The following is a 17,544-nucleotide window of genomic DNA, read 5'->3' as shown; positions in this document are numbered from 1 at the left end:
AATGAAAATTGGTAATTTTGAAATTGGATCGGGACGGACTTTTATCATTGCTGAGATTGGTAACAATCACAACGGAAATTTGCAGAATGCATACGAACTTGTAGATGTAGCAGTTTCCGTTGGGGCAGATTGTGCGAAATTCCAAATGAGGCATTTAGATGAAGTTTATCGTCGAAAAAGTCTCAAAAAATCTGGAGAAGATTTAGGAACAGAATACATACTAGACCTGCTTGAAAAATTTGAACTCGATAAAGAATTCCACCGAAAACTGAATTCATACTGTATAGAGAAAGGAATCCTTTACTTGTGTACGCCATGGGATTATAAGAGTGTTGATATTCTCGAAAGTTTTCCTGTGCCAGCTTATAAAGTGGCCTCTGCTGATTTAACAAATGTTACACTCTTGGATCGATTGATCGAAACCAAGAAACCATTGATATTATCCACTGGAATGAGTAATACGGAAGAAATACTCTTCACTCGAGATTATTTGAATAAATCCAATGTACCGTTTGTTTTTTTACATTGCAACAGTACCTATCCCGCGCCTTTGCACGATATAAATCTAAAATGGATACAACAGTTAAAAGAATTCCACAGTTATGTTGGTTATTCTGGCCATGAAAGAGGGATCAACGTGACCTTGGCTTCGGTTGCAATGGGTACCATGGTTGTAGAGCGTCATTTAACATTGGATCGAAATATGGAAGGTCCCGATCATGCAGCGAGTTTGGAATCTAGCGAATTTGCAAAGTTGGTGCAAGGGATTCGTGAAATTGAAGAAGCTCTTGGATCTACTCAATATGAACGTAAGCTTAGCCAAGGTGAAATGATCAATCGGGAGAATCTTTCTAAAAGTTGTGTTGCGGCAATTCCAATCTCACGGGGAACCATAATTACAAAAGAGATGATCAAGGTATTAAGCCCTGGGCAAGGTCTCTCTCCGCAGAAAATGAATGAACTGATCGGAAAAAAGATTCAACGTGATATGTTAGAAGAGGATTATTTTTTCCCATCGGATCTCAGCGAAAAGAGAATTGAGCCAAAGCAATATAAATTCAGCCGGCCATGGGGAGTTCCTGTTCGCTACCACGACTTTCAAGAATATTATAATCGCGTGAAACCAGATCTATTTGAATTCCATTTGTCTTACTCCGATATGGAATTGGATCCGGGGAAATACCTGAGTGGAACGTATGATTGCGAATTTGTTGTGCATGCACCTGAGTTATTTGAAGGTAGCCATTTGATGGATTTAGCAACTCCTGATGATGCCTATCGCAAAATCTCGCTAAAAGAAACACAGCGAGTCATTGATATTACTCGTTCATTAAAACAATTTTTTCCGAAAACCAAGAAACCGTTTATTGTTGCGAATATAGGTGGAATTTCAATGGACGGAAACCTTCCTAAAGAAGTTCTCCCTTCATATTACAAAAGGTTTGGTGAAAGTTTACAGTTGTTAAATCAAGAGGGAGTAGAATTGATTCCGCAAACGATGGCACCTTTCCCTTGGCATTTTGGCGGGCAACGATACCAGAATATTTTTGTTCATATTGCAGAGATTGAAGAATGGTGTAAAAAATTTAACCTGAGAATGTGTTATGATGTTTCTCATACAATGTTAACATGCAATCACTTCGGATATGATTTTTATGATTTTTCTACTAGGATCGCCCCTTTTACGGCGCATATCCATATGGGTGACGCCAAAGGTCTTAATGGAGAGGGCCTTCAGGTAGGTGATGGAGAAATCGACTTTCCAAGGCTTGGAAAAATATTTGCAGAACATGCTCCGAAAGCTTGGTTCATTCCAGAAATTTGGCAAGGGCATAAAAATGGTGGTGAGGGATTCTGGATTGCACTGGAGAGGTTGGAAGGAATTCTCTAATGTCAATTGATAAGATTAAGGCTGTGGTTCAATCCTCAATAGATGTTAAAAAAGCTATCTACCAATCGGATAGTATTTTGAAGCAAATTGCCGAACTTGCTGACCTATGTTTACAATCGCTTAAGTCTGGAGGGAAAGTTATATTTGCTGGAAACGGCGGAAGTTTTGCCGATTCACAGCATTTAGCGGCGGAATTTATTTCCCGGCTCCGGTTCGATCGGGATCCGTTATCCGCTGTGGCGTTAGGAACTAACAGTTCTTCTACGACTGCAATTGGGAATGATTACGGTTATGATCAAGTTTTTGTCAGAGAGCTTAAAGCAATAGCACAACCTAATGATGTCTATATTCCAATCACTACTAGCGGAAACAGTGCAAATATTTTAGCAACCATCGATACCGCAAAATCAAAAAATTTAAAGATCGTCGGTCTTACCGGTGAGACCGGCGGAAAGTTAAAAGAGTTAGTTGAATGTATTTGTGTTCCATCAAAAAGAACGGAACGAATTCAGGAATCTCATATTATGATTGGACATATTGTCTGTGGCTTAGTAGAGGATGGTTACTTTTTAAAATGAAGGCACATTCTTGTTATCTTTGTGGATCGCATTCTTTTCAAACAAGACCAGGTAAAGTTAGAGATAATGATGCACTCAAAATAAATGAGTGTACCAATTGTGGTTTAGTTTTTTTATCTTCATTTGATCACATTAAGGAAACTCATTATCAAGAGTCGGGAATGCATGGCGAAGCCTTACCGGAGATTCGCGAATGGTTAAAGGAAACGGAGAAAGATGATGAAAGAAGATTCCAGTTTCTGAAAGAAAAAATGGTGAATCGACAGATTTTGGACTTCGGTTGTGGTGTTGGAGGGTTTTTGCTAAAGGCAAAAAATGTTGCCCATACCGCAGAAGGTGTGGAATTAGAAACTCGTTTACAGCCTCATTTTAACAAAAATCAAATTTCTGTTTATGCAAATTTGGAAGAGCTTACTACAAAACAAAAAAACTATGATTTAATTACTGCCTTTCATGTGCTCGAACATATCGCTGATCCCATTTCTATTTTAGAGACCTTATCAAAATTATTGGCAAAAAATGGGGACCTAATCATTGAAGTACCAAGTTCGAATGATGTTCTACTTACTCTTTACGAAAATAAAGAATTCAGTGAATTTACTTATTGGAGCCAACATTTATTTTTGTTCGATGCAAAAACATTTGAAACTTTGGTTCAAAAATCGAACTTACAACTGAATTGGATCAAACATATTCAGAGATACCCTCTATCAAATCACTTATACTGGTTAGCGAAAGGAAAACCGGGTGGGCATAAAATTTGGAATCATTTAAATTCTGAAGCCTTAGAAAAAACTTACGAAGCTGTTTTAGCAGCTAATGGTCTTACCGACACGATCATCGCTTCTGTTTCATTGAAAAAGGAAAATGCATAGTATGAAAAATTTACTCGGAGTTATGCAAGGTAGGTTACTCCCAAAATTCAATGGTCGCTACCAAGCACATCCTGTTGGTTATTGGCAAGATGAGTTTCCCATTGCGCAATCGCTTGGTCTGGACTGTATTGAATTTATTCTTGATTATAACGATTTTGATAAAAACCCGCTCACATCAGAAGTCGGAATTGAAGAGATAAAAAAAACTATCAAGGAAACTGGGGTCAAAGTGGTTTCTATCTGTGCCGATTATTTTATGGAAGCTCCACTACATTCTAGTGATTCTGCAGTCGTTGAAAATAGCCAAAAAGTCCTTTCTTTGCTTTTGAAACATGCCAAAGAAATCGGAGTCAATGATATAGTAATTCCTTGTGTGGACCAATCTTCTTTACGGTCTGAATCGGATAAAAAATCTTTTTACGAGAACCTTTTGCCTTTGGTCAAGGAAGCTGAGGTATCGGACATTCATTTGTCTTTAGAAACAGATTTGGGCCCTAATGATTTTTTACAAGTAGTCAGAATGTTTGCTTCAAAAGCGGTAACGGTAAATTATGATATTGGCAACAGCGCTTCACTCGGATTTGATCCTAGTGAAGAATTTGAAGCCTATGGAAATTATATCACAGATATTCATATAAAAGATAGGAAACTCAATGCGGGTTCTGTTGAGTTAGGCACAGGTAATGCTGAATTCAATAAAGTTTTATCTTTGATTCAAAAGATAAATTACGCAGGTCCTTTCATTATGCAGGCATATCGGGATGATGAAGGCCTTGATATATTTAAGCGGCAGTTAAGCTGGGTTCGTAATGTATTTAGAGTAGGTGGGTTAGTTTGAAAAATACAGTTGCTATTATACCTGCACGCAGTGGGTCAAAAAGTATAAAAGATAAGAACCTCGCTGTAGTTAGTGGGCATCCTTTGATTGCTTATAGTATTGCAGCGGGAGTATTAGCAGAGACTGTGGGCCGTACTATCGTTTCTACTGATTCAAAAGAGTATGCAGAAATTGCGAAGCGGTATGGCGCAGAAGTCCCGTTTCTTCGTCCTCCTGAATTTTCTACTGACACTTCAACAGACAGAGATTTTATGTTGCATGCAATGCAATGGGTGAAAGAAAACGAATCTAATCTACCTGAGTTTTGGGTTCATTTACGACCGACTACACCTCTAAGAGATCCAAAACATATAGATGAAGCTGTGCGGGTATTGGAAGCTGATAGTAAGGCAACCGCGTTACGTTCAGCTCATCCATGCTCAGAATCTCCTTTTAAGTGGTTTCGTAAGAATGATTCCGGTTATCTGACAGCTCTTACTTCGGAGGAAACTTCTTTGGATAGATTTAATCTCCCTAGACAATCCTACCCCGATGTTTATATACCCGATGGTTACGTTGATGTAGTAAGAAGCTCTTTTGTTTTAAATACAGAATTGTTTCATGGAAATAAGGTGATCGGCTATATTTCTCCTGTGTGTACAGAAGTTGATTCACCAGAAGAGTTAGATTTACTTGAATTTCAAATTAAGAAGTATGGTTCACCGTTATTGGATTACTTGAATAAAATGGAGAAAAAATAAATGTCAGGTCACGGATTCAGTCATATTCCGCAGAATGTTGAGTTGGTTAGTTCTAGATATAGAAAAATACAAACTCAGATTCCTGTTCCCGAAAGTATCCCTTTGTTAGAGAAGATGTATGAAAGAGAATCAAGATCTATGCATGGGCAGATGCCAATTATTTGGGATAAGGCCGAAGGATTCCAAGTTTCTGATCCGTGGGGGAATACTTGGATAGATTTTAGTAGTACAATTTTTGTAACAAATTCTGGTCATGGCAACAAGCGAATCATTGAAGCTTTAAGGCGAGTCCTTGATAAGCCATTACTACATACGTATACCTACGGGAACTTAGAAAGAATTGAATATATTGACTACTTGATTACAAATACGCCTAAACAATTCGAGAAAGCTTTTTTATTATCTGCAGGAACAGAAGCCACCGAGTGTGCTTTAAAACTGATGAGACTTTACGGTCAGAAAAAAGGGAAAACGAAAGGTGGTATTATCTGTTTCGAAGGGAATTGGCATGGTCGCACTTTAGGTGCACAGATGATGGGATGGAATCCAGCCCAAAAAGAATGGATTGGTTATCTTGACCCAAATATTCACCACCTACCTTTCCCCTATCCATGGAGAGAAGAGGCAGTAGAGAATCCTGTCGATTTTTTTAAAAAAGGATTAGAGGCATTGTGTAAGGAAAAAAATATCAATCCACTTACTGATATTTCTGGCTTTATGTTGGAAACCTTTCAAGGTTGGGGTGCCATTTTTTATCCAAAGGAATTTGTGCAAGCAGTTGTAGAGTTTGCCCATCAGAATGATATTCTTGTTTCTTTCGATGAAATGCAGGCAGGTTTTGGACGAACAGGAAAATTATTTGGTTATATGCATTACGGTGTGGAACCTGATATCCTGTGTTGTGGGAAAGGTGCAGCATCTAGTTTGCCTTTATCTTTAGTGTTAGGTTCTTCTGAGGTAATGGATTTACCTGACATAGGTTCTATGAGTTCAACGCATTCTGCCAATCCAATGATTTGTGCAGCAGGGAAGGCGAATTTAGAATCACTTCTTGAAGACGGTTATATAAAAAATTCGGAAGAATTAGGTAAAAAATTTCACGTAGAGTTAAAGAAGATCCAATCGAAATATTCTGACTACATAAGTTCTGTTCAAGGAATTGGCTTATTGGCTGCCGTTATCTTCAATGATAAACAAGGCAAACCACTTTCATCCTTGTGTGATCTGATTTCAGAGTATTGTTTGCAGAGAGGTCTAATCGTGGTTCATACTGGGCGTGAATCCATAAAACTTGCACCTCCACTTTGTATCCATGAAGAAGGCTTATTAGAAGGGTTAAGCGTTTTTTCTGGAGCGATAGCTGACGCAATAAAGAAATCTGTATGATTAAAAAAACGCGACATACTGGGTTAGTAGTAAGAAAACTATCGGAATCGCTGAAATTTTACGAAGCATTAGGTTTTGTTCTTTGGAAACGAGAAATCGAAGAAGGTAGGTTCATCGAGACAGTTGTTGGTATTGGATCTGTGAAATTAGAAACAGCTAAAATGCATGCAAGCGATGGATCAATGATTGAATTACTTGAATATCATTCGCATCCTCTAAAGAAGGAGAAAGTAAACTCTCCATCGAATACATTGGGTTGCTCTCATATTGCTTTTACTGTAGATGATATTGAACGTACTTGTGAATTAATCAAAACTTTAGGTGGAAACATTGTTAACGATCCAGCGTTGTCGCCGTCTGGAACGGTTAAAGTTGCTTACTGTCATGACATTGATGGTATTTTGTTGGAATTGGTAGAGGAGGTCGCATCGTGACAGATTATTTAAAAGTGGTATATGATGAAGGCTCACATCCGTATACCGATTACCCAGGCAAATTAGTTTCTTATCTCTATCAGTCTTTTGGTTTAAAACCTGGATTAAAAATCCTCGAACCGGGATGCGGTAGAGGAGAGTTTTTGCTTAATTTTAAAAAACTGGGTTTGCACTGCACTGGAGTTGATCTTTCTAAAGAGGCCAAAACTTACTTGGCAACTCATCAAATTCCTGTCCACCTTTGTAACGCTGATAAAGATAAGTTGCCATTTAAGGACAACACATTCGATGTCATTTATAATAAGAGTTTTCTTGAGCATTTGCGTAACCCCGACTTTTTTCTTAAAGAAGCTTATCGAGTTTTAAAACCAGGTGGAATAATTATCTGCTTAGTTCCCGATTGGGAATCGAATTATAAAATTTATTTTGATGACTTTACCCATCGAACTCCATTTACCAAAATCTCACTTTTGGATATTTTTAAAATATGTGATTATTCAAATAGCAATGTCTACATCTTTCGACAACTTCCAGTGGTTTGGAAATATCCGGTACTGAATTATTTATGTGCATTGCTAAGTCCGTTTATACCTGTTAGAACGCAGAATAAATTTTTACGTTGGTCTCGAGAGCTGATGTTAGTTGGCTCTGCTTATAAAAAATCCTAATAAACCGATTTAGGGACTTAAGTGAATTTAAATCTAAAAGATAAAAAAGTCTTTATTTCGGGTGGAAGTCGTGGGATTGGCTTAGCACTTGTTCGCAGTTTTTTGGTTGAAGGTGCACATGTTGCTTTCTGCTCTCGAAATCAAGAAATGGTTGATTCCGTGCTGACAGAGCTAAAACGGGAATTCCCAAGCAGCACTATTTTAGCATTTGCCTCAGATGCAACTGATCCTATAAGTATAAAGGGCGTTTTTTCTGCTATTTCTGATAGATGGAATACTTTGGATATTGTTGTTTCCAATGTTGGTGATGGGAGGAGTACCCCAGATCCTCTTCAACTAGAGAGCCAATTTAATAAAACATGGCAGATGAATTTTACCTCAGCAGAAAATGTTGCTAGAGAATTTCTGCAGATGAGTCACCAAGAACAAGGAACTCTTATTTTTATTTCTTCTATTGCAGGTTTAGAGGCCTTTGGGGCACCTACTGATTATTCTGTTGCAAAAGCGGCGCTTTTCGCACTTTCTAAAAACTTAGCTCGAAAACTAGCTCCTAACATTCGAGTCAACTGTGTTGCTCCTGGGAATGTATACTTTCCTGGTGGTAGTTGGGATGAGAAGATACAGAAAGATCCGGACCGAATTCAAAAGCTTATTGAATCGACAGTCCCAATGAAGCGATTTGGATCCCCTGAGGAGATCGCAGATTTAGTGTTGTTTTTATCTTCGGAAAGAGCTTCGTTTATTACTGGTTCTTGTGTAGTCATTGATGGGGGTCAAACCGTCGGGTTTCATTAAGAGATTTCTATGATAGATTTATTTTCTTTAAAAGACAAAGTTATTATTATTACCGGTGCTACGGGGTTACTCGGAAGCCAACATGCAGAAGTTGTTGCCGAAGCCGGTGGCATTCCTGTTCTATTGGATTTAGATCAAGATCGGTGCAATCAATTAGCCGATAAGTTAAAACAAAAATATTCTGTTGATGCCATTGGGTATAAAGTTGATATTACGAAAGAAGAAGAAATCATCGATAACCTTTCTATAATCAAAATAAAATACAAGTATATACATGCCCTCATCAACAATGCTGCAAATAATCCTAAAGTTGAGGATTCGACAGAGAAGGCTTTCTCTCGTTTAGAAAATTTTCCAACCGCTGTTTGGAATTCAGATCTTGCTGTAGGATTATCGGGTTCTTTTCTTTGCGCAAAACATTATGGTTTCTTAATCTCTCAAAATCCAGCGGGTGGGACTATATTAAATATATCTTCTGATCTTGGTTTGATTGCACCTGACCAAAGGCTCTACAGAAAAGCAGGGCTTCCCGAAGAGTTACAACCAGTAAAACCTGTAACCTACTCAGTGGTTAAAGCGGGACTCATCGGTTTGACTCGGTATCTTGCAACCTATTGGGCTGACAAAAACGTTCGGTGTAATGCCATTTGCCCAGGTGGAATAGAGAACAATCAAAATGAATATTTCCTCAAAGAAGTAATATCAAGGATCCCTTTAGGACGTTTGGCAAAAAAAGATGAATACAAAGGGCTAGTTCTACTCTTATTAAGTGAAAGTGCAAGTTACTTAAATGGATCTATAATTTCTGCAGATGGTGGGAGAAGTGTTTGGTGAATCCAAAGCATTTAATATTGACTGCTCTTGAAGAAACTTGGCCGTCGGAGGACATACCTGTCGTATTTCTAGGTGAGTGGTGTAAGATTTACGATCGGAAAGAAAAATGGTCAAAATATAATGGGGAAACTTTCCCATATCACTGGGACGATAGGGCTAAGTTATATAGAGATTATTTGTACATTCAGGATTTGTATGAAGATGTCTTAAGTAATCTGTCAGAAAAGCTCAATGAAATCCATAATGTAAATCATTCGTTAAGATATTGGCGAATTTTAATTGGACCTTGGTTGGGATATTTTATGCAAATGGTGTTCGATCGGTTTGAGATGCTAAGGATTTTAATCGAACGAAATATAGAGCTTTATTGTAAGATAGATGAGAGTTTAGTGAAAATACTTGTCCCAAATGATATGGAGGATTTTGGAAAAAAATACCTTGGGGATGATTGGAATTTTGCAATTTATAGTTATCTATTACAGAATATGAAATCAGATAATATATATAAGCAAAAAATAAATTTAAAAACTGAGTCATTAAAGATTCGTAAAATAAGTATCAAAACACAATTGTCAAAGGTCGGAAAAGGGATATTGTTGTCTATCTTAAATTTTTGGCCATCCAGTAACGGTCCTCTGATTATTTCTAGTTATCTGCCAATCCTCAGTTTGTTGCGAATTCAAATTGAATTGGGTGAAGTTCCAAAAATTTGGAAAAGGATCCAATGTTCTTCCTATAGGCTTAATCATCAGCAAAGAAATTGGACGCTAAACCTAGAATTTAAGTCTGAATTTGAAGTGCTGTTAAGCAAATTAATTCCTATTCAAATGCCTACAGGATATTTGGAAGGATATTTAGAACTTTGTAGGAGTGTTTCAAGAGGTCCATGGCCTGAAAATCCTCGGTTTATTTTTACAAGCAATGAGCATAATTCCAGTGATTATTTTAAAGCTTACGTCGGTGAAAAAACAGAGAGAAATGTTAAGTATTTTTTGGGACAACATGGCGGTCATTATGGAATAGGAAAGTGGTCATTCATGGAAGACCATGAAATAGAGTCAAGTGATCGATACTTAACCTGGGGTTGGAAGGATATAAGTAAACCTAATGCTATTAGTTTTGCATCTATAAAAATAATTGGAATCAATGATTACAAATTCGTAAAAGATGGTAAGCTTTTACTAGTTACAATGTCAATACCTAGGTATAGTTACTGGATGTACAGTATTCCTGTTGGAAGTCAATGGATGAATTATTTTAACGATCAAGTTCGTTTTGTACGTTCATTGGATACCGGTATTCAGGTGAATGACTTAGTGGTTAGGTTACCTTCTTCAGATTTTAATTGGAACCAAAACTTAAGGTGGAGAGATATTTTTCCATATATTCGGTTAGATTATGGTAATACAAAAATTGAAAAGTTAATTCAAAATTCACGCATTTATGTTTCAACTTACAACGCAACAACCTTTCTAGAATCAATGGGAAGGAATACTCCTACGATTATTTTCTGGAATCCAAACCATTGGGAAATTCGAGACACTGCTGTCCCCTTTTTTGAAATACTAAAAAATGTGGGTATCTTTCACGAAAGTCCAGAAGAAGCAGCAAAAATGGTTAATAAAATATGGAATCATGTACCAGAATGGTGGTATTCAAAGGAAGTTCAAGATGCTAAAAATGAATTTTGTTATGAATATGTTCGCAAAGTTAAAAATCCTTTAACAATTTTGAATAATTACCTCAAAACATAGTTTTACATAAACTATTTAATCTACAAATAGGAATGTCGGTGAAAGTCTTTGATGGAGTCGATGATGGATATTCGGGCCTTTTCGAGCGAAGAGTTGTGGCGTGATTGCATATTAATACAGATCCAAAATATACTTAATGAGAGATGCAGGAATCTAAATTCATCGGATGATTCGATAAGAATAATTCTTTCTGGCGGGAACACACCGCTCCCAATTTATAGGCGATTTAATGAATTAAATATACCTTGGAGGAAGGTAAATTTATGGTTGGCAGATGAACGCTCTTACCCCAAGGGTCATCCGGATCGAAACGAAACGATGGTTAAAGAAGCTTTGGGAACTGGTATCTTAAAATTGTCAGAATTTCATTCTTTCTCTTCAGACAATCCAGAGGATATGGTCAAAGAATATGAAGTAAAACTAATAGGTGTTTCTATGTTTCAGTTAGCCATACTGGGAATAGGTGAAGATGGACATACGGCCAGCTTATTCCCTGGGAATGAGTTGGGATTGTCACCAGAGGCACCCGATTTATTAGCAGTATATAATTCGCCGAAACCACCTTCTGAAAGAGTATCTCTTTCGATAAAAAAAATCAATCTTTCCAATCATATTTTGTTTCTAGTATCAGGGAAATCAAAACAAGAAATTGTGGATAGAGTTTTAAAGGGAGAGGATCTTCCTGCAACAAAGGTGAAAGGCATTAAAACCACAGAAATGTTTTTTTTAACGGAAAATCAATGAAAGTATTAGTGTTTGGTGGGTCAGGTTTTCTCGGTTCTCATGTTGCTGACGCTTTGACAGATGCAGGACATGAGGTAACTATTTTTGATTTAGTAAAATCTCCTTGGTTACGTTCTAATCAGAAGTTTGTATCTGGTGATCTTTTGGATGAAAAAACCGTATCGGAAATAGTCGATGGGTTTGATGTAGTTTATAATTTTGCTGCACTTGCTGATTTGAACCAGGCCTTGGACAAACCTGTTGATACAATTCGTATCAATGTATTAGGAAATACGTACATTTTAGAAGCCTGCAGAAAACACAATGTAAAACGTTTTATCTATGCAAGTACAGTATATGTATTTAGTCGTGAAGGTGGATTCTATCGCTGCAGTAAACAAGCCTCAGAAAGTTATATCGAGGAATACCAGAAATGTTTTGGATTGGATTTTACCATCCTTAGATATGGTTCTTTGTACGGGCCAAGGTCAGACGATTCAAATGGCCTCTTTCGTATCGTAAAATCAGCTTTAGAAACTGGTCGGATCACTTATGAAGGAAGTGCTGATAGTTTACGAGAATACATTCATGTGGAAGATGCAGCAAAGGCTAGTGTTGTGGCAATGGGAGAGGAGTTTAAAAACCAAAGTGTTGTATTAACAGGTCAGGAACCGATGAGAGTGATTGAACTATTGAAGATGCTCGCAGAAATATTGGGAAGGCCTGATGCTGTAGAATTTTTAGAAGGCGACCAAGTGGGCCACTATGTCCGAACTCCTTATGCTTACCAACCAAAGTTAGGAAGGAAGTATATCCCTCCCATGCATGTAGATCTTGGCCAGGGATTGTTACAGTTGATTGATGAAATAAAAAGTACATCAAAATTTGAAAACTATCTTTGATTTTAATTTAGATTTGCTTTCGACTATCTCGGAATACCGATACTTGAGTATAAAAAGTTTACAGGAATATAAACTCATCTTTTGGGATTTTGATGGAGTCATAAAAGATTCAGTAGATGTAAAAACAGATGCATATCTTTCTTTGTTTCCCAATGCATCCAAGGATGTTTTAAAAAGGATCAAAATTCATCATTTAGAATACGGGGGAATTTCACGATTTGAGAAAATACCAATGTATCTGGAATGGGTTGGTATACAGCCAACAGATCAGGTGATAGGTCAGTATCTAGGTCAGTTTGCTAATCTTGTAGTCCAAAAAGTAATTTCCTCACCTTGGGTTCCTGGAGTAGAACAATTTCTTAAGCAAAAACCGGTCTACCAGAAGTTTGTAATTGTGACAGGCACACCTCAGGAAGAGATCCAAGAAATTTTAATTCCATTGCAGATAAACCAGATTTTTGAACATGTTTTTGGAGCTCCGACCCAGAAATCGGAAGCAATCAACTGGACATTACAAAATTACAACATAAAAAATGAGGAAACAATTTTGATAGGGGATAGTAAAACAGATTGGTTAGCTGCTAAGCAAACAGGAATTCAGTTTCTTCTTCGGGAAACAAAGATTAGTGATTTTTCAATTCATTATTCGGGAAATAAAATAAAGGATTTTATAGGTTTATTATGATAGTAGCACTCCTGCTTGGTAGAAAAGGAAGCATTGGTTTTCCTGGAAAGAATACCTTCCCCATCATGGGAAAGCCGTTAGCATGGTATCCAATGAATATCGCAAAGCGGACAAAAGAGATCGACAAGGTTTATCTATCTACTGACGACCCTGAATTGAAGAATTTGGCAATAGCGGAAGGTGTTGAAGTGATTGATCGTCCTCCACACTTGGCAACCAAAGAAGCATTAGGTGAACATGCTTACCAACATGGTTTTTCTGTGATCCAAGAAAGAAATCCCGATAAAACTATAGAACTGGTAGTTTTACTTTTTTGCAATGCTGCTACTCTTACTTCAGAAACCATCTCTACTGGAATCAAACAATTAAGAGAGAATCCAAAGGCTGATTCTGCGGTTACGGTATCTAAGTATAATATGTGGTCTCCACTGCGTGCACGAAAAAAAGATCCAAATGGTTTTCTCCAACCATTTGTTCCCTTTGAAACATTTGGCGATCCGAAAACTCTAAATTGTGACAGAGACTCCCAAGGTGATGTATTATTTGCTGATATGGGTGTTTCTATCGTTCGACCAAATAATTTATTAAATCTTGAAGAAGGGTTACTTCCGCAAAAGTGGATGGGTCAAAAAATTCTACCTCTTTACCAAGAGGCAGGTTGTGATGTTGACTATGAATGGCAGATTCCAGTGGTTGAATGGTGGTTGAAAAAATACGGTGAGTTTAGGTAACTAGTATGAAAGAGATTGATCCAAAAGTATATAAAAAACATCACAGTTTCCAGGACTTTAAAAGTCACAAAACAGGAATCATTGAATACCAAAAAGGTAGAGCTATTCGTGTTTTAAATGAATGGGTAACTGGGACACTCGTAACCACTCATTCGATTCAACAGAAGGAAAATTTTAAAGAAACATTAAATCAGGTTTTGGTTGATTTAACATCTACCTCAGATGATGTATTATTTAAAATAACGCCTTTTATTGCGGAGGAAATGTATACTTACAATGATGAAGAACTTCTTCGTTTCTTTTATCATCGGTATAGATATGATGTATTTCCACAACTCGAGAAATTGGACAACTTTCCTCCTTATTTGCAAATAGAACCATCGTCCATTTGCAATTATCGTTGTGTGTTCTGTTACCAAACAGACCTTAATTTTTTTAAAAAAACAACTCCAGGTATGGGGCAAATGAGTTTGGAGCTTTTTAAAGAAATTGTTGATCAGGCAACGAACAATATTGAATTCCTTTCTCTTGCCTCTAGGGGAGAACCACTCCTTGCCAAAGAAATAGAAGGAATGTTATTATATGCAAAGGATAAATTTTTAAATCTTAAAGTAAATACGAATGCCTCTTTGTTAACAGAATCAAAAGTTCATGCTCTTCTAGCTGGGGGTGTAAAAACTGTAGTTTTTTCTGCAGATGCGGCAGAAGAACCTCTGTACAGTCAATTACGTGTTAACGGTAAATTAGATAAGGTTCTCAAGAATATTGAAATGTTTCAAAATATAAGGCAGAAAGAATATTCTTCCTTACCGATTATTACTCGGGTATCTGGCGTTAAGGTAACTGAAAAACAGGACATGGATTCGATGGAGAAGGTTTGGGGTAATTTAGTCGACCAAGTAGCATTTGTTAACTATAATCCTTGGGAAAATATATACGAAGCAAAACCTAATGGCCAAACAAAAGTTTGTTCTGATTTGTTTCGTAGAATGTTTATTTGGCAAGATGGTTTAACCAATCCATGTGACAGTGATTACCGTTCAACTTTACAAATGGGAAAGTTTCCAGAAAATTCCATATCGGAATTGTGGCGAATGGAGAGATACGAAGGTTTGCGAGCAGCACATAAATCGGGGAATCGGCAGATTGTAAATCCATGTAAGGGCTGTGCGGTGGTATAAAAGAAATGGAAAATGAAGATAGCGATTTCTAATATAATATGGCCTAAGGGTGAAGAAAATTTTGAAGAGTTTTTGAAAACCTCACAAGAGTTGGGATTCGATGCTGTTGAGTTAGCATTGAATTGTATTTGGGAAGAACCTACCAATGTAGCGAAGGTGAAACTTGATTGGTTGTATGATTTGCTTAAGTTTAATTCCTTGCAAGTTTCCGCCTTGCATTCTCTTACTTTTACGCGGGAAGATTTAGAGTTATTTGGATCAGAAGCCAAAAAAACAGAAATGTTCGATTATCTTAAGAAGTATATGGACTTAGCCGTTAGTTTAGGATGTAAAAATATAGTATTAGGATCTCCCAAAGCGAGAAAAAAAAATGGGAAAAAAACAGAAGACTGCAATAAAATTTTCTTAGAGTTCTTGGGTGAAATTGACTCCTACTCAGATGGAGTAAATATAAATGTAGAACCATTACACCCAAGTTCGTGTGAATATTTAAATTATTTTGCAGAAGTATTATCTCTATTAGGAAAAAACAATTTTGAAAACATAAAAATTCAACTAGATGTTAGAAGTTTTATTGAAAACGATGAGCCTTTGGATCTGATTGAAAAGTATTTTTCATACGTTAGCCATTGCCAAGTGAGTGATCCAGGACTGTCGATACCATCAAATCAATTTGATAAAACTCATAGGAAAGTTTCCGATATATTAAAGCGTAAGAATTATTCTGGTTTTGTTGCAGGTGAAATTGTAAATTCTAAGCAGATTGAGAAAAATAAGTATTTAGCTTCCGCCTTCAAAAGTCTGAGTTCCTACTATGGATAGCTTCAATGTACTCATCACTGGTGCCAATAGTGATTTGGCTCAAGCATTCATTGCAAAAGTTGTAAAAATCCCTAACTTAAAAAAGTTGCATTTATTCACACACTCTGATTACCAAAGTAATAATGAAAAAATAAAAGTTCACTCCTTCGATTTCTCGAGTAATACTAAGGTAAACTTAGTTAAGGAAGCAATTGCTGGTGAGTCAATCACTCATTTCATCCAGTTCCATGGATACGCATACTCAGAAGATAATATTCAGAAAATTTCTTCCAAAGATTTTAATGATACTCTCGAAATAAATTTAACATCTGTGATTTCTATATTAAAGGCAATACTACCAAATATGGAATCTCAAAGTTATGGTCGAATCGTTTTAATGTCGACAGCCTCAGCTGTGCATGGTGGTGGAAAAAATAGTTTTTCTTATGGACTAGCAAAGCATGGGGTTCTTTATTTAGTGAAACATCTTTCGAAGTATTACACTAACAAAAATATACTAACTAATAGTGTTTCACCAGGATTTATTCGGTCAAAGTTTCACACACAGGTACTCAAGAAAACTGAAGCAGAAATGGAAGAACGCGCTAAGTCGGTACGACTTGGACGTATCGGTAATCCTGAGGACGTTGCAAGAGTTATATATAATTTAGCTTTTGAAAACGATTTTGTAACAGGCGAAAACATAAAAATTGACGGTGGAGATTTTATTTAATAGGGGATACTATGTACGACTTTTATTTTGGAGAAAAAGAACAAATTTTCAATGATGAGAAAAACTACCTTTTAACTGTTAAAAGGATGATGCCTCGCTGGTGTAATTCGATTCCGGATTCGGAATTTTTGGCGATCTACGATGATTTAAATTCATCTAATATAGTTAGCCCGGAATCATCAGGGGTAATCGTAGAAACTGGTTGCGGTGCAAGCACGATCGTTTTATCTTATTTTGCATTAAAGTATAATAAGAAGCTTTATACCTGGGATACTAATCAGAATAAACTTTCATATATTCGTTCTATTATATGTGATACGCATCAGCGAATATTCGAGAAGTCGTTACATAGCAACTGGATTTATATAGGATATTTGAGTACTTCAAAGGAGTTGGGGATTCCAATGCTTGCGGAAAAAAAAGAATCAATCGATTTTGGTTTTTTTGATTCTGAACATACTTCGGACGTGCTTATTCCTGAATTGGAATCCGCGTTAAAATTAGTTAATAATAAGGCGATTTTTGCACTGGATGATGCCAATTATCGATATCGTCATAAAAACATTGCATATATCAATGTTTTTCGAAAGAAGCTAGGTTTACCTCCAGTTGAAGAGCCGGCGGAGAACTTAGGCGATTGTTATTATGTTTTGGCTGAATCGATCATTAAGGATCAGTTTCCAAAATCGGTTAAAATAAAAGACTCATATAAGGAGACCTTTAAGGAAGATATTTTTTGGAGTTATTTTTCTAATGATCGCGCTATAATGAATTCATTAGGTATGGAAAAAATGAAGGAGTTGGAACACCGATACGATAGCTTTAAGATTGTAAAATGATTAGTATATTCTGAAGAAAAATAGTTGCTCGTGATAAAAAACGTAAGTTTTAATTATGTAAACTATAGCCTTTTTCAGTCTAGTTCGATTTAATTAATATAAAAACTTTTTTGGATTTAAATGTAGAGAAGTCGAATTTACTACACTCCAAAATCT

Annotated in this window: 19 protein-coding genes; all 19 read left to right on the top strand. The window is 36.7% G+C overall.

Annotated elements, in window-relative coordinates; all coding sequences use genetic code 11:
• The first annotated feature begins 1 nt into the window (after position 1).
• From LEP1GSC199_RS12060 to LEP1GSC199_RS11970, 19 genes are read left to right on the top strand one after another with little or no spacing between them, the layout of a single operon-like run.
• Entirely contained in the window at positions 2-1,891 is a 1,890-nt protein-coding gene (locus tag LEP1GSC199_RS12060) for an N-acetylneuraminate synthase family protein (RefSeq protein ID WP_002982292.1), read from the top strand.
• Positions 1,891-2,469: a D-sedoheptulose-7-phosphate isomerase gene (locus tag LEP1GSC199_RS12055; RefSeq protein WP_002982621.1), complete on the top strand. Its 579-nt coding sequence runs from the start codon at positions 1,891-1,893 to the stop codon at positions 2,467-2,469. The genes LEP1GSC199_RS12060 and LEP1GSC199_RS12055 overlap by 1 nt, the downstream gene beginning before the upstream one ends.
• Positions 2,466-3,344 (top strand): class I SAM-dependent methyltransferase, encoded by an 879-nt coding sequence (locus tag LEP1GSC199_RS12050; RefSeq protein ID WP_039926688.1) that lies wholly within the window; start codon positions 2,466-2,468, stop codon positions 3,342-3,344. The genes LEP1GSC199_RS12055 and LEP1GSC199_RS12050 overlap by 4 nt, the downstream gene beginning before the upstream one ends.
• A gap of 1 nt (position 3,345) precedes the next feature.
• Complete coding sequence (locus tag LEP1GSC199_RS12045) at positions 3,346-4,182, top strand: sugar phosphate isomerase/epimerase family protein (protein WP_002983033.1); 837 nt, start codon at positions 3,346-3,348, stop codon at positions 4,180-4,182.
• Entirely contained in the window at positions 4,179-4,922 is a 744-nt protein-coding gene (locus LEP1GSC199_RS12040; protein WP_002983084.1) for an acylneuraminate cytidylyltransferase family protein, read from the top strand. Before LEP1GSC199_RS12045 ends, LEP1GSC199_RS12040 begins: the two co-directional genes overlap by 4 nt.
• Positions 4,923-6,308 (top strand): aspartate aminotransferase family protein, encoded by a 1,386-nt coding sequence (locus tag LEP1GSC199_RS12035; protein ID WP_002982223.1) that lies wholly within the window; start codon positions 4,923-4,925, stop codon positions 6,306-6,308.
• On the top strand, positions 6,305-6,742 hold the full coding sequence (locus LEP1GSC199_RS12030) for a VOC family protein (RefSeq protein ID WP_002983137.1): 438 nt from the start codon (positions 6,305-6,307) through the stop codon (positions 6,740-6,742). Before LEP1GSC199_RS12035 ends, LEP1GSC199_RS12030 begins: the two co-directional genes overlap by 4 nt.
• Positions 6,739-7,410 carry a class I SAM-dependent methyltransferase gene (locus tag LEP1GSC199_RS12025; protein WP_002982517.1) on the top strand — a complete coding sequence of 224 codons (672 nt, stop codon included), beginning with the start codon at positions 6,739-6,741 and terminating at the stop codon, positions 7,408-7,410. Before LEP1GSC199_RS12030 ends, LEP1GSC199_RS12025 begins: the two co-directional genes overlap by 4 nt.
• Before the next feature lie 21 nt (positions 7,411-7,431).
• Positions 7,432-8,205, top strand: a complete 774-nt coding sequence (locus tag LEP1GSC199_RS12020; protein WP_002982604.1) for an SDR family NAD(P)-dependent oxidoreductase — start codon at positions 7,432-7,434, stop codon at positions 8,203-8,205.
• 9 nt (positions 8,206-8,214) lie between these two features.
• Entirely contained in the window at positions 8,215-9,039 is an 825-nt protein-coding gene (locus LEP1GSC199_RS12015) for an SDR family oxidoreductase (protein ID WP_002982848.1), read from the top strand.
• Positions 9,036-10,793 carry an LIC12162 family transferase gene (locus LEP1GSC199_RS12010; protein ID WP_002982401.1) on the top strand — a complete coding sequence of 586 codons (1,758 nt, stop codon included), beginning with the start codon at positions 9,036-9,038 and terminating at the stop codon, positions 10,791-10,793. Before LEP1GSC199_RS12015 ends, LEP1GSC199_RS12010 begins: the two co-directional genes overlap by 4 nt.
• 51 nt (positions 10,794-10,844) lie before the next feature.
• The gene (gene pgl, locus LEP1GSC199_RS12005; protein WP_332307937.1) at positions 10,845-11,537 is read left to right on the top strand and encodes a 6-phosphogluconolactonase; all 693 of its coding nucleotides are present in this window, start codon (positions 10,845-10,847) and stop codon (positions 11,535-11,537) included.
• Positions 11,534-12,418 (top strand): NAD-dependent epimerase/dehydratase family protein, encoded by an 885-nt coding sequence (locus LEP1GSC199_RS12000; protein ID WP_002982626.1) that lies wholly within the window; start codon positions 11,534-11,536, stop codon positions 12,416-12,418. The genes pgl and LEP1GSC199_RS12000 overlap by 4 nt, the downstream gene beginning before the upstream one ends.
• On the top strand, positions 12,402-13,103 hold the full coding sequence (locus tag LEP1GSC199_RS11995; protein ID WP_232420766.1) for an HAD family hydrolase: 702 nt from the start codon (positions 12,402-12,404) through the stop codon (positions 13,101-13,103). The genes LEP1GSC199_RS12000 and LEP1GSC199_RS11995 overlap by 17 nt, the downstream gene beginning before the upstream one ends.
• Positions 13,100-13,834 carry an acylneuraminate cytidylyltransferase family protein gene (locus LEP1GSC199_RS11990; RefSeq protein ID WP_002982403.1) on the top strand — a complete coding sequence of 245 codons (735 nt, stop codon included), beginning with the start codon at positions 13,100-13,102 and terminating at the stop codon, positions 13,832-13,834. The genes LEP1GSC199_RS11995 and LEP1GSC199_RS11990 overlap by 4 nt, the downstream gene beginning before the upstream one ends.
• 5 nt (positions 13,835-13,839) lie before the next feature.
• Entirely contained in the window at positions 13,840-15,015 is a 1,176-nt protein-coding gene (locus tag LEP1GSC199_RS11985; RefSeq protein ID WP_002982798.1) for a radical SAM/SPASM domain-containing protein, read from the top strand.
• Positions 15,016-15,027: 12 nt separating this feature from the next.
• On the top strand, positions 15,028-15,837 hold the full coding sequence (locus LEP1GSC199_RS11980) for a sugar phosphate isomerase/epimerase family protein (RefSeq protein ID WP_002983194.1): 810 nt from the start codon (positions 15,028-15,030) through the stop codon (positions 15,835-15,837).
• Positions 15,830-16,549 carry an SDR family NAD(P)-dependent oxidoreductase gene (locus tag LEP1GSC199_RS20550; protein ID WP_051999759.1) on the top strand — a complete coding sequence of 240 codons (720 nt, stop codon included), beginning with the start codon at positions 15,830-15,832 and terminating at the stop codon, positions 16,547-16,549. The genes LEP1GSC199_RS11980 and LEP1GSC199_RS20550 overlap by 8 nt, the downstream gene beginning before the upstream one ends.
• An 11-nt stretch (positions 16,550-16,560) precedes the next feature.
• Positions 16,561-17,388 (top strand): class I SAM-dependent methyltransferase, encoded by an 828-nt coding sequence (locus LEP1GSC199_RS11970; protein ID WP_002982542.1) that lies wholly within the window; start codon positions 16,561-16,563, stop codon positions 17,386-17,388.
• Positions 17,389-17,544 lie beyond the last annotated feature (156 nt).

It is taken from the genome of Leptospira vanthielii serovar Holland str. Waz Holland = ATCC 700522 (genome assembly GCF_000332455.1).
Taxonomy (GTDB): Bacteria; Spirochaetota; Leptospiria; order Leptospirales; family Leptospiraceae; genus Leptospira_A; species Leptospira_A vanthielii.
Note: the sequence above shows the minus strand (reverse complement) of the source record. Positions and strands in the feature narration are given on the sequence as shown.